Raw genomic sequence first — 13,735 nt, forward strand, 5'->3', positions numbered from 1 at the left:
GGCCTCCCTAGGCGCCGATGTTGAGCACGAGTCTATTGCGATTGTCCAGTACCGAACGACCTTCGAAGTCGACGCGAAGGCGATGCAGGTTGCCATCTTCGTCGAACAACTCGATCTGCAGGGGCGCATCCAGCGCACTACGGTATTGCTTGTGGATGCTGCCCTTGGCCATTTTGTCGTGCCAGTAAGGCATGTCGGGTAGCCGATGCAGACTGATCAGCAATTGACCTTTGCCGGGCACCTTGTTGTCGACGAAGTCCGTCTTCAGACCGTGATAATCCAGTTCATGGGCCATCGCCAGCAGGCGCCCGTCAATGGTCAACCCGGAAGGCGCATCTTCATCCGCGGGGTTGAAGGCATAGGCGAGGTAGCTAAAGTAGGTTTCATTCACCTGCTCGCTTTCCCAACGTACTGCAGAGGCCGCACTCAACGTGCAGGTACGGAAATTCACCGGCACCCCCAAGTGGATACAGGACAGCGTCCAGTAGTCGATGCTCTCGTCGCTGAACGCAAACTCTTCCACGGGATATCCCGGCTGCGGAGTGGGCGGTGGTGGGTCATTGAACACGCGCTCACGGCTGAGCTCGTATTCACTCAGCGAAAAGCGCGGCGCGGCCACGCTCACCACCTTGACCGTACTCTGCTTTTCACGCGAGTCCCATTCCCCGCCGCCGTCCTTGGTGAACTTTGCGTAGAATTCGGCAGTTCCTGCCTCGGTACTTTGCAGGTAGAACAGCTTGCGACTGGTAGCCGCTTCGCCCTGCACCGAACCGCCTGCAGTAGGCGAACCGCGGTACCTGAAAGGGTTACGCTCAAGGTTGACATACCAGGGCTGCGCGTCTGGGCCTGGTAGCACCCCTTCGGCACTCGCCTCCACGAACGGCAGCTTGGCGTTGCCGATCAGATTGTAGAATGTCAGCGTCGACAGTTCGGCCGGGCTTAGCGGGATCTCCAGCTCGCCTACCTTGGCGGTTTCGATCGTGACCAGCACCTCGATCTGTTGCATGCCATTGGCCAGGCATTCGCTCGTGCCTCTGGCCTCGAGTTTGAATGCGCTCAGCGCGCTCCAGGTGGGAGGCGTCGTTGAACGCTCGGCCAGCTCGACCAGTGCATAACCGCTGTCTCTACCGTTGACTTCCGCCATGATCACGCTGGCAATCGAACCACGTTGAGGAGGTGGCGTGTAGAGCCCACTCTGAGTGATATTGCCTTCACCAAAGACCTTCCAGAGTGTGGCGTCAGGCATTGGTAGATCGAGCGTGCTGCCGTCTTCCAAGGTCACGAGAGTGTCATTTATCTGGAACTGGATAGGCTCGGAAGCGTCCAGTTCGCCCACATAATCGGGGGTAAGCGTCAGGTTAGGTGCCCAGGCGTAAATGGCCACTAGCGCTTGAGCCTCAGCGGCGAGGTCGTCATCGCGCGCGATGATCCGCTGAAAAAGCACCTCCGGCACGTACTCTTCCGGCACGAAGGGTTCGAATGTTGCGAGCCCTCCGCCCAGGTCCACCAGCTCACCCAATACCGGTTCATCATCAGGAAGTGACCAGGTCACCGAGGGGTCGCTAACCAGTGTCACCGCACCCTGCCCCTCGGCCCAACTGGACACTCGCGGCGAGATCGCCAGAGGGTCGGCGGACTCGACAATCAGTGCGTTGCGTCGTTGCTCTCCCGCAGGCCCTTGATGTCGGTTGGTGACCACGACTACCTGCTGGGCCTGACGCGCGCGCCCCTCAGGCGTCGCGGTGTAGCGTCCCTGATTGTCGATATCCGCAGCGCCCGTCGTGTACTGAACGCTCTCAGCGCTCCACGACTGCGCCTCAGCCAGGCGCCGCCCGCCCGCCTGCAGCTCGAATTGCTGCCTCTGGCCCGCGCTGAGCTGGCTGTGCAACGGTGCGACCATGAACGAGCGCGTGGCGGGTCCAACACGGCCGAACACTACCCGGTCCAGCGGCGTGTGCCGCTCAAGATCGGCAACCTGAAAGGCATTGGGCATGCGCAGCTGATCGATCAGGCTGTTCTGAAAGCCGTCGAACAACCCATTGAGCTCGCTATTGACGAGCAACGTCGTGTCGAAGGCCAAGGCCCCTCGTGCGTCCATGTCATCAGGGATCAGATAGGGGAGCATCGCCGGACTGGCTGGCAAGCGGCCTGGCTCGACGCTGACATTGAGCTGGCAGAGCAGCACCACAGCGCCATCACCTGCGTGTGCCGAGCCTTCCACACCGGCTTGCGGGTGGGCCTGGGTCCGCACCGTGAATGACTGCACGGACAACGGCCCGAAATCGCTGAAATCGAGGCTGAGAGGCACGGACGTCTGCCGATAACTCGGGTGCTCAAGTATCCGTTTGCCAAAACGTTCACCAATCACCCGATTGGCGTACGGGGTTCCACCCAGATTGCAGCTCGGCGACTCTGCTTTGGCCAGATCCACAATCAACCGACCTTGATTGGCGACCCTTGCCTTCTGTACCTCCAGGGGGATGCTCATGCTCACTCGATAGCCCATGCGCTCGTGCAAGCTCATGCTGTAGTTCAATCGCGGTGGACGTCCGGCGAAGTGCAGCTTGGAGACCACGCTTCCGGTCAGGATGGGCAGACTGAGCGTCACCTTGGCATTGGCCAGTGATGCGTTTTCAAAAGAAAGCTGCGGCGGACCCAGCACCACATTTGACAGCGTCATGTGTTCGGTGCTGGTTTCATCCAAGGCAAAGGTGTCATCAAATGGCAGGATGAAGCGCTGGTCGTCGAACGCCGCGAGAAACTGTTGTTGCAGCAAGTCGTTGAGTGCCGTGCGACCGATTGCCATGATCGCCCCCCAGTCATGCATGACGCCGCCTTGGGCTAAACGCTCCAGCAACGCACTTTTGGAATTGAAGTTCATGATTTCGCCTCTTGGGTGAGGTTGACGAAACGCTCGGCAGTGATGAACGGCACAGGCAGGATGGCGATTGCCCAGTACCAGTTCCTGTCATCGTTCTCCACTGCGGCTACCACGGCGTAGGCTTCTTCAGTATCAGGAGCGGGCGTGTAGAGCCCTTCGATAAATGTTCCTGAGCCTGCGACCAAATACCAGGTGGTGTCTTCAGGGGCGACGACGTAATCGCCTTTCTTGCCGCTGCCATAGAAGGTCAATTTCACGCCTGTACCGCTGGTTTCGTAAGTGAACCAGTTCGTCAGGTTTTCCAGCGGCAGCAGCACCAGGACTTCCTGACTGCCGCCTCGGCTGCCGGTTACCAGCACTTGCTCCACGGCCAGGAGCTGAGCGAGATCTTCATCGGCGCGCCAGGCTTCGCTTCGGCGATGTTCACGCCATTGTGGAGCAATCGCTCCAGGGCCTGGCTTTGCATCGAGCAGGACGGGAGGTGGTACGTAGAGCTTGGAGTAAGCGACATCGGGGTCGCCATCAGGATCATCGATCACCTTGCCCAGCGCTCCGGAAGACATGCGGAATGTCAGCGTATTGGCCGGGTCCAGCGGCGTGCCGCGCACCTTGTAGCCACTGACGCCGCGATTGACCAGCATCACGAGCGGGTCAAGACCGATGTCGCGTGTCACGATGCCGACCAAGGCGCTGCTGGACGCGGTGCCGGATCGGGCCCGGGCGGTGACGATCACCCGCTTGTGGAAATCCTGCATCGTCGAGCGCGGCGGTGCGGTGTACACCCCCGAGCTGGCATTGATGGTGCCCGGATCACCTCCTTCGCCAGGCAGGTTGGCAACCGACCAGGTGACTGACACGCCCGCAGGAGACGTTGCGAACGTGCGCTGAGCGCCAGCCCCCAGCAGGGTTTCGACCGGGTCGATTTCGAACGTGGTCAACGTCGGCGCCAGTTGTCCAAAGGTGATCAGTGGGCCAGGATTGTGAACGGCCAGCGGTTTGAATGCCTGCTCCCCTCGGAAGAGCACATTGTTCAGCACGAACAGATCGAACTCGAAACCTAAGCGACCGAGCGCCTCGCGAAATCGATCGAGTTGACGCGACGCACGTTCCGACAAGAAAGGAATCGCTTTGGCTCGATCATCCGCATTCAACAGATTGTCCTGATCGTTCAAATCGGTCTTAATATCGAGCGTTGAATCAAACAGCGAGGTCCCGACTCGGCCGTTTTCAAGCAACACAAATTCATACACTACACGAAGGGTAAACGTGGTGAAAGACCGACAGGTTTTAAGGTCCGCCCCGTCGCGGAAAATGAGATGATTCAAATCATTGTTTCCGCTCCACTCAATAACCATTCGTCCTTCGTCAAGGCGCGCTACCAACTGACCATCACAGTGATCCACGGCATTCTGATAGGCGCCAAAGGCACTGTACGTGGAAAATGCTTCTAGACGCCTATTACCACTGATCGGAATTTCCGCACTGGCATCGCGTTCATAAAGAACGCCATGGGTACTCCTCAACACGCCATTCTCGTAGTCCGCTGTAAAACGTTGTGTCAATGAAGGCATGAGATCGATGATGCCCGCCACCATCTTGTCGAACACTGACGAGACCTTGAATGCGATGAGAGCGTCTGTACGCGTGGCTTCTGTAGGCAACAAATACTGAGAGCCTTTAGCCGGGATACCACCACCGCTTCCACCCGAGCTCTCCAGCCCGACAAAGACCAGGACAGCACCGTCCCCTGCGCTGGGGGTTCCCAACAGGTGCGTGTTGGGTGACGGCTGAGTGCGCAGCGTGATGAGGGTAGGGTTGATGATACCGTCACTTTCCAGCAGTTCACTCACTACGAAGATTTTCTTGCTGCCCGGCAACCGATCGAAAAATTCCTTGAATTTCACGCCGCCGATCGCGTCTTCTTCCGCTGTGTCCGCGTAGGTCAGGTAGAAGTCCGTTCCTTTGCTCAGGTCTATCCCTACACACCCTGCCCCGATCTGGACATCGACTTGATTCAGGTTGACCCGCACATGCAGCACTGGCCCATTCAACGCGTCGGCCATTTTGACACGGGTAATTTGAAACAATTTCGGATTATTCGGATTCTCGATGGTCAGCTGCTTGCCGCCGATGATGCGCATCTTCAAATCGGCACGAGACGATTCCAGGTCCGCGTTTTCAAAGGACAGGCGTGGCGCGTCGATGCGGTAGTCGATCACCCGCTCGATGACCGAAGGCGTCGACGCGCCGTCAAAACTGATCGGTTCGAACCAGGAAGTGCTACTGAAGCGCTTAATATATTCCTGCAGCAAGATCTTGTTGGTTTTATTACGATCGTACGCAATGATCGCATCCCACCCTAGCAGATCAGGCGTTCTCTTGAAATAATCGAGCACCTGGTCTTCAGAGACCTGCAACTCAGCTCGGCCTTTATCAATTGACTGTTTCATGGCAACCTCCTAACTTTCTGGATCACGGTTGTAGCGTCAGCGTCAGCAATGGGAAATCAAACCAGGTATCCGTTGACGCCTCATTTTCGAAATTGAGTTGCACTTGAATGGTGAAGTCTTTTCCAGCGGCTTGTTGGCTAAGCTGCCCCGTGCTGAGCATCACAATCACTTCGTTGCGGCTGATGTCGTCGGCCTTTACGTCGCTATTGCACAGCGTTGAAACCAATGGCCTGCCGTTTTCGGCAACCCCCTTGAACAGGACCCTGATCTTCTGACCCACCGCCATGAACACCCAAGCGGCGAGCTTCAAGGTGGCACCGGCCTCAGGCACAGCAGCCCGTGACAATGTGTTGCCGATCGCTTCGACGCACTGAATCGTGGGGTAACGCATGATTGCCAACGGCTGAATGCGCAATTGCACGGCTGGCGATTCCTGGTACTTGCCCTCTTCACTCACCACCCGATAGAACACTGGAAAGCGCTTGGTCGCAGCATTCGCGGTCGCCTCCATATTGGGAGCCACTGCTGTAGCAGGTATATGGAATTGGTAGGGAGGCTGGCTGCTCGCGGGCAACATGTGCTCATACCGACCTGCCTGGGAGCGCCCCTGCCAATGCAGTTGCAGGCGCTCCCCAGGACGCAGCAGCAGATCCGGCACACTGACAACGGCCCCGCCTGTCGCGTGTTCGGCATCCAGCACCATATTTCCCTCGGGGAGCTCCGTTTGCGCGCTGTTGATCTGTACACGCTTGAAGTCCCGAGGCTGCAGCACCTCGATGTCCAGTTCCCTCGACACCAGCCCTAGGCCCTCACGTGCAACCTGATACCCCAGCTTCAGCCGCGTCAGGCCGGCCAGCACGCGAGCCTCCAAAACAGCCCCCTGAATGCCACTGGCCAGGGTAGTGAGATCGGCACGCAGCGCAGCGCTGCCTGGCTCGTCATTGACCTGCACTAGCGTCCAGTCAGCCGTATGCAAGTCTGGATAAGGCGGTATGCGAATGGTCAGACCGTCGGGGAAGGTTGCTGGATCCAGAGGGCCGCCGGCATGCCCCACGATGGAGGGCGCCGAAAGCAATTCATGGCCGTTCGGCTTGTCCGGATCCTTCGAAGGCTCCGGAGGCGGTTTGATCTGGTAGGTCTGCTGTGCGCTTTCGAGGTCACCGCCGTCGACGAACGTAATGCGATAGAAGACGTCGGCATAGCCCCCATCGATCCAGTCGAACTGCCCCTTGGGCACCGTCCAGCGCATGCTGTGGCCAACGCTCTGGTCGGTTACCCGATAGTCGATCAGACGCTCTTCATCGAAGTCGCCATATTCATCGTAACCACGGAAATGAAGCGTGATCTGATCACCTGCCTGCATGGCCTGATACGCAGGCGCCAGGAACAGGCAGCCTGCGCTGCCCAGCGTTGCAGGATCGATATGCAAGGCGTGTCCGTTCAAGGCTTGCGCCACCGGCATGTGCTCCATGCGGTGACGACGCACACCGACGAAACAGAACGTACGCAGCGATTCTTCGGGTACGCCAGTGAGGCGCTCATAGGAATAGAACGCATACCCCTGATCGGCCTTAGCCACGAAGGCATTCGGAATGTTGACCGTCAGCCGCTTGCTGATCGGGTCGAAATCAGGTTCCTCGATTTCCAGTTCGGTGCTGACATCATCCAATGGCTCACCCGCAGCATTGGCACCTCGCCAATTGATACGCAGCCGGTCGCCCAGTTGAATACCGCTGTACTGGATGAACGTCACCAGCGGTTGGCCCGCCAGACGTTCAAGATCAATTTCGTCATAACTATTAAGAATCTCGATAGTCGGGGCAGCCAGCGACGCCGACGTGGGGAACATACTGTCAGTTGAGCTGTTCATGAAGAGGCCTGATTACGGATGACTGGTCGACAGTTATAGGCCGATGTCAGGCGCGCACCAACTGGTAGAAATGACAGGTCAATTACGAGCCTGACGAGATGCTCGCTTTACTTGGCCTGTTATTTCTATCAGGTGCTCGCCGCGCGCGATCAAATTAGGCTTGTGTGACAGCGGTGTACGCCTGGCGTGACACCTCTTCCCGCTGAATCCTTAGGAGCCCCGACGACCATGCCCATTTACACACCAGGACGCCTCGCACTCTGTATTGCACTGGCCGCCAGTTTCATGAGCGCTCAGGCCCAGTCTGGAAACCTGACCTTATTAAACAAGAACAATGGCACTTGTGGTTTCCCTACGCCTGAGGCCGGCTCGGGATTGACGTATCACTATGCGGTGGATAGTCCGTCCTACTCCTGCTATCCGGAAGGCGTTCGACAGATCCGGTTCAGCAATCTGCCTTCGGCCATGGACATCCTGCTGACATCCAACCGAGACTGCCGTCCTGAGTCGGCCAAGCAAGACGAATATTGGGTACGCCTCAGGACCATCGCCACCAACACGGGCGATGAGCGCATCTATTCATTCGAAGAGTTACAAGCCTTCACGAAGAACAAGACGATCTTCAGGGGCCTCAAGGTGATCGACAAAAAGGCCGTTGCAGCCGACACCATGCGTGATGCCACCACGTGCATCCGCATTTCGGCATCGGCGGACATCGACACGCCAGCGCAACTCGATACGCTAAGCATCTCCAGCCAGCAGAAAACTCCAGCAGCGTCTGAACAGAACGGTCCTAAAGAGCGCGCCTGTCCCGCCAATCACTTCATGACTGCACGCTATCATAGTGGTGATGAAAATGCGGACACCCATTATACCTGCAGCACGGTAAGCGGTTACACGACACGATCGCCACAATGGTCACCTGAATTCCGCGAATCTGGCCTTGATAAAATAGAGGGGACCCACGTCACCGCCAATGACAAACGTTATATCTATTTTACATGTCCAATCAATACAGTGATGACTGCACGATGGCACGACGGTGACGAAAATGGCAAGACCAAGTATCAGTGTGCGACCCTGCTATCACCCGGGGGGCAAGAGGTGCTCGTTGAGCCCGGCGCCTGGTCCAACGAGTTCAAGGAAAGTTCCACAACCTATGAAACATGCGGTTCGGATGAAGCCATGATTGGGCGTGCGCACAAGAATGACGAGAATGGCCAGACACGCTTCCTCTGCGCGACCTTGCGCCCGCTTGCCGCCAAAGGAGCGAACTGAAATGTCGACCACTTCAACCGCCCAGTCCAATGCGTTCAACTTCACAAGCTTCGTGCAGAACAGCGTCGATCCACGTACTGGCCAGTACACTTTGGGCATCGAATTGCCGGAACTGGTCGGCAACGACCAGCAAGGCCCCGCATTGCCCCTGCGCCTGGCGTTCAGTCCCATGAATCACACCGACGCAGGCTTTGGCCATGGCTGGAGCCTGAACCTCAGCCAGTACCGGCCTGCCAGCAACCTGCTCAGCCTGCAGAATGGCGAGACCTTCAAGGTCGATGGCAGTGACGTAGGCGATGGTACCGGCCTTGGGATTACCGAACGCAAGATTGAAAGTTTTCATCTTCACCAGGAAAGCAGCACCTGCTGGCGCGTGGACTACAAGACGGGTCTGGTCGAGTTTCTCGAACTCATGGGTCCGTCTCAGCGCCAGGTGGCCTTGCCGGTACGCATTGAAGCCGCTTCGGGGCACTGGATCAATCTAAGGTATGATCACGATTTCAACGGCAATCCATGCCTGACTCGCATCACCGATGCCAATGGCACGACATTGCTGACGGTCAACTACGACAGTGGCGCTGTCTCGTTCGAGCTGTTCCCTGATGCAGCCAGGGGCGACCCGTCCCGGGCCACTTACCGCATGCAGCTGCAACAGCTTGGCAGCCCCGCCTTGCGCCTGGCCACCCACGTATTCCTGCCGACGGCCGAAGACGCCTGCTGGCAGTTCGAGTATTTGCACCTGGCCTACACCGCCGAGCAGAACCTGGCACTGCTCAAGCAGGTCAAGACCCCCCTGGGCGCGACCGAGACCCTCGAACACTGGCAGGGTAACGATGGCCATCACTTCCCTGGCGACGCCCGTCCGCCCCTACCACGGGTCAAGCGCCACCAGATGGATCCAGGCTTCGGCCAACCGGTGATGGTCACCACCTACACCTATACCGACAACAACTTCCTTGGCTACGGCGCCAGCGGTGTGAAATGGAGCGACGATGGGCAGGACAACCTGTACCAGTTCACGGGCAGCGACTATGAATACGCTTCCACTGCCAGCCTGTGGCTCAAGGATGAGGACACAGGCACTCCCGGTGATGGCAAGGCCCTGCGCACGGTGACCCGGCGCTATAACCGCTTCCACCTCATGCGGCTCGAAACCGAAACGCAGAATGGGCATATCCAGGAAACCAGCACCGTCTACCATGAAGTGCCTGGGCTGACATTCGAACGCCAGCCGTCCTTCTTCCAGTTGCCTCACCAGGTCACCCTGCGATGGAAGCTCGAAGGCAGTGACACCTGGCCCCGCCAAGAAACCAAGACCACCACTTTCGACATGCATGGCAATCTGCTCAAGAGATCGAGCCCGACGGTAGGTACACCGAGTACACCTACTACGAGATCGAAGGCGAAACCGAACAGGCAGGGGACACTGAGGAGGTCGCCTGCCCACCCGACCCACAGGGCTTCAAACGCCGCATCAAGTACAAGACCACCTACCCTGCCGAATCAGGAGAAGGCCAGGCAGCGATCCTGCGCAGTCACTATCGCTACCGTGCCATCGGGCCTGTGACCGGTGCCCGAAAGACGTTTGGAGAGGCAGTGGTCAAGCATCAGCGTACCCTGCAACTGAGCGATGCCAGCGACGAAACCGGCACCCTTCTGCAGTTGAGCGAGGCGACGTACCTGGACATGCCGGACAAGCCGCTGTTGCACATGCGCCTGGACCAGCAGCGTCAGACGCTCATACAGGGCGAAGATCCACTCAAGAACCGCACCACCACGACCCGCTTCGTCCACAGCCTGATCAAGGACGAAGAGGGCCATGAGAGCCTGTTGCAGGTTCGCCAGACCATTCAGGGCCACGACCAGGTGCAACGCACCTTGCACAGCGCAGTATCCCGCTACTGCGGGCTGGCAATGCGCCAGCAGGATAGCAATGGCGTGTATACCTACACGTACTACGACGCCTTGCGCCGCACCGTCCGCCAGACCGTTGCACCCGACAAACCGGCACTGAGCGCTACCCGTACCTACGCCTATCAGCTCAGCGCCAATGGTGCGCAAGCCAGCCAGAGTGAAACCGACGTGCAGGGCGTGGTCAATACCCAGTGGCTCGACGGTGCCGGGCGCAGCGTGCGCGAAACCCGCGAAGTGACTGAAGACGACGACCAGGGCAAGCCCAGGCGCGTCACGCACACTGTGCAGACTCACCAGTACGACAACCTGGGTCGACAGGTCAGCCAAACCGTTCACGATCACCTTGATGGCACCGGCCTCGAACTGACCAGTACTTTCGAGTATGACGACTGGGGTGAGCGCTGCACGACCATTCGTCCCGATGGCGTCATCGAACGCCGCGAACGTTCACCGTTTGGCAAAGAGGGCTTTATCCTCAATACCTGGCAGGAACGTCCGAACGAAGAAGCACCGGTCAGGCGTCAATGGCAAGTGACCGAGCTGAACCGCTTTGGCAAGCCGGAGTACCAGCAGCGCAATGCCGAGGATGGCCAGGAAGTGGGTAGACAGCAGTACTTCTATGATGGCTTTGGCCGCTGTGTACGGGAAGTCAGCCACCTGCGTGACCCCTTGGACAAGGACCGCACCAAGGTACCCCTTGTACGCACCACGCGGTTCACCTACGACACATGGGGCCGCATGACGCACCACGAGCGCCCCGACGCGAGCACGCTGATCCGCCACTTCGCCGATTTCTGCACCGACGAGCTGGTGACGCGCCTGGAGTTGCAGGCGGGCGCTGGAAAACCACCCAGTATCGTCTGCCACCGCACCTTCGACGGGCTGGCGCGCATGAAAACGCTGATCGTGGGCACACGTACTGAGTCGTATACCTACCAGAGTGGGCAAACGCTGGTGCATCAGCACCAGCGTGCCAGCGGTCGTACACGGACTTACAGCTACCAGCCCGAGGTCTCCACCGAACCCACTGGCATCGCCACCACGAACCAGAACGGTGTCACGAACCTTGACCCGCCCAGCTTCGACTACGAACGCCCGGACGCTGCCATCACCGCCGCCACCAATGCCGAGGGCAAGCGCCGGTACAGCTACACCGACCAAGGCTATCTGTTGCGTGAAAGCTGGGCGACCAAGAATGCGGACGGCGATTACGAGGATGAACACTTCACCGAACATCGGCATTCGCTGCAAGGCCGCCTGCTGTCACGCAGCAGCGACGCCGGCGAGCCCATCGAGCATCACTACGATGCCATGGGCCGTCTGAAACAGACCGTGCAAGGTGAGCTACAAGCCGACTTCGAGTACGACATCGATGGTCGTCCCTGCAAGACCGTCACGCTCGACAAGCACAGCCAGCGCACCCTGACCTGCCTGCGCCAGTACGATTGCCTCGGTCGCGAAACCGAGCGCACCTTGACCCTGGACGATGGCACGACCCAGACGCTGACCCTGGTCTGGCGCGACGATGACCAATTGCACCAGCGCCTGCGATGCCAGGACGGGCAACTGCTGCTGGAGGAAACCTTCCAGTACGATGATCTCGACCGGCTGGAAAAGGTCGAATACAGCGGTACACAACTGCCTGGCAACAGCACCGGACGCGCCATTCGAAGTCAGTTGTTCCGTTTCGACGCCATGGACAACATGACCCGTTGCCAGACCACCTTTGCCGACGGCCAGAAGGACGATGCGCGTTTTACCTACAAGGCCGATGGCAGCTTCCAGCTCGAACGCGTGACCCATAGCTTGCAACCGGACTATCCGGCCGACCAGACATTCAGTTACGACGCTGACGGCAACATGCGCAACGACGACTGGGGCCGCCAGCTGCACTACGATGATCTTGGCCGGCTCGCTGAAGTGCGCACTCAGGACGATCAGCAGGTGCTGGCCCGCTACCGCTATGATGGACACGATCACCTGCTGGGCGTGCGCCACGGCACTGCTGCCGAGGTTCAACGCCGTTACCAGGGTTATCGCTTGAGTGCCACGCTTGAAGACGGCGTGCTCAACCAGTACCTGTACGACGGTGAGACGGCATTGGCCATGCAGACCGCCGGACAACCAGGCGACAGTCGTCTGCTGCTCACCGATGCCGCCAACAGCGTGCTTGGCGAATATGCGGCGGATGGCGTACACGTTGGCAGTTACAGCGTCTACGGCGAGCGTGCCAAGGACGAACAGCTGCGTAGCCTGCTGGCGTTCAACGGCGAAGCGTGCGAGCCGGCATTCGACGCGCAACCCACCGGCTGGTACCTACTGGGCCGTGGTTACCGGGCCTACAACCCTCAACTGATGCGTTTCCACAGCCCCGATTCGCTGGCGCCAGAGGTGTCCGGCGTCAACCCTTACGTCTATGCGTTGGGCAACCCAGTCAACTGGTACGACCCCACTGGTCATTACGGCGAAGCCCTGAACGACCCTTTGCCGGGTTACCAAGACCCAATCAAGCAGCCCAAGGCTAGCTTCATGGAGAAATGGTCGAACGTGCTGTACGCCGGCATCGGGGTGATCACCGGGCTGGCCTTTACATTCATCTTTCCTCCAGCGGGTATCGGCATTGCGCTCGCCGTGGTAGGCAATGCTCTGGCGTTCGGCGGCCTGGCAGCAACAGTGGTCGGCACACTGAAGGATGATCCACAACTGGTCATGTACGGGCTCATCGGCTCCGCCATCGGTGGCGCCATTGCCAGCCTGAGTGCGATCGGCAACAGGATTCAGGCGAGCAGAAGCGCGAGGGTCAGTGCCAGGGCGGGGACTACCGATGTCGGAGTAGGCACGACGCCTCGTGTAAGCGTTGCGAGTAGTGTAAGCGGCACTGGTGAGGTGGGTATGAGCGCGCGGACGTCGCCGGCCGTATCACCTCAATCCTCGCGGCGTAGCAGTGTCGCATCGACGCCAACGCCTGATTATGATCAATCCACGCCCCCTTCACCGCCTCCTCCTCCACCCGCATCGGTGCAAACGACGCCAAAAGCACCTGACACCCAGCCAGCAAGCAGTTCGAACCTGGATTTGATAGGAGCCCTCACAGCGAAACTGAACGCTCCAGATAAGGGATTGAGAAAAATTCAGCTCCACTACAAAAAAGCCGGGGAGGGGCAAAGCCATCTTCCTGGTAGCGCCATAGGCGTTCCTGACCCCACTGCCGACAATAGCCGATTCTTCAAGGCCTGAGCACCACCTGCATTTTTCCAGGACTCTTTAAGGGTCCTGGGTTTTTCCATCTCCCCTGCCAATTATTCCTCGCCAGTCGCAGACATCCCCTACATCCCCTCCCAC

The 13,735-nt window shown here is 58.8% G+C and carries 6 protein-coding genes; 3 read left to right on the forward strand and 3 right to left on the reverse strand.

Features of this window, described 5'->3' with window-relative positions; all coding sequences use genetic code 11:
- Positions 1 to 7: 7 nt before the first annotated feature.
- From G7007_RS15480 to G7007_RS15490, 3 genes are read right to left on the reverse strand one after another with little or no spacing between them, the layout of a single operon-like run.
- Positions 8 to 2,881, reverse strand: coding sequence for a hypothetical protein (locus G7007_RS15480; protein ID WP_181103021.1), 2,874 nt, complete (start codon positions 2,879 to 2,881; stop codon positions 8 to 10).
- Positions 2,878 to 5,331, reverse strand: a complete 2,454-nt coding sequence (locus G7007_RS15485; protein ID WP_181103023.1) for a hypothetical protein — start codon at positions 5,329 to 5,331, stop codon at positions 2,878 to 2,880. Before G7007_RS15485 ends, G7007_RS15480 begins: the two co-directional genes overlap by 4 nt.
- A gap of 22 nt (positions 5,332 to 5,353) precedes the next feature.
- A complete protein-coding gene (locus G7007_RS15490) occupies positions 5,354 to 7,201 on the reverse strand; it encodes a hypothetical protein (RefSeq protein WP_181103025.1) in 1,848 nt (615 codons plus the stop codon).
- A 228-nt stretch (positions 7,202 to 7,429) separates the two neighbouring features.
- Here G7007_RS15490 and G7007_RS15495 point away from each other — a divergent pair, with 228 nt between their 5' ends.
- The 3 genes from G7007_RS15495 (at position 7,430) to G7007_RS15505 (ending at position 13,630) form a co-directional block, all read left to right on the forward strand.
- Positions 7,430 to 8,479 carry a hypothetical protein gene (locus tag G7007_RS15495; protein ID WP_181103027.1) on the forward strand — a complete coding sequence of 350 codons (1,050 nt, stop codon included), beginning with the start codon at positions 7,430 to 7,432 and terminating at the stop codon, positions 8,477 to 8,479.
- 1 nt (position 8,480) lies between these two features.
- Positions 8,481 to 10,046 carry a hypothetical protein gene (locus G7007_RS15500; RefSeq protein ID WP_181103029.1) on the forward strand — a complete coding sequence of 522 codons (1,566 nt, stop codon included), beginning with the start codon at positions 8,481 to 8,483 and terminating at the stop codon, positions 10,044 to 10,046.
- Between the two features lie 119 nt (positions 10,047 to 10,165).
- Positions 10,166 to 13,630, forward strand: a complete 3,465-nt coding sequence (locus G7007_RS15505; protein ID WP_181103031.1) for an RHS repeat-associated core domain-containing protein — start codon at positions 10,166 to 10,168, stop codon at positions 13,628 to 13,630.
- The last annotated feature ends 105 nt before the right edge of the window (positions 13,631 to 13,735 follow it).

It is taken from the genome of Pseudomonas entomophila, from assembly GCF_013523125.1.
Taxonomy (GTDB): domain Bacteria; phylum Pseudomonadota; class Gammaproteobacteria; order Pseudomonadales; family Pseudomonadaceae; genus Aquipseudomonas; species Aquipseudomonas entomophila_B.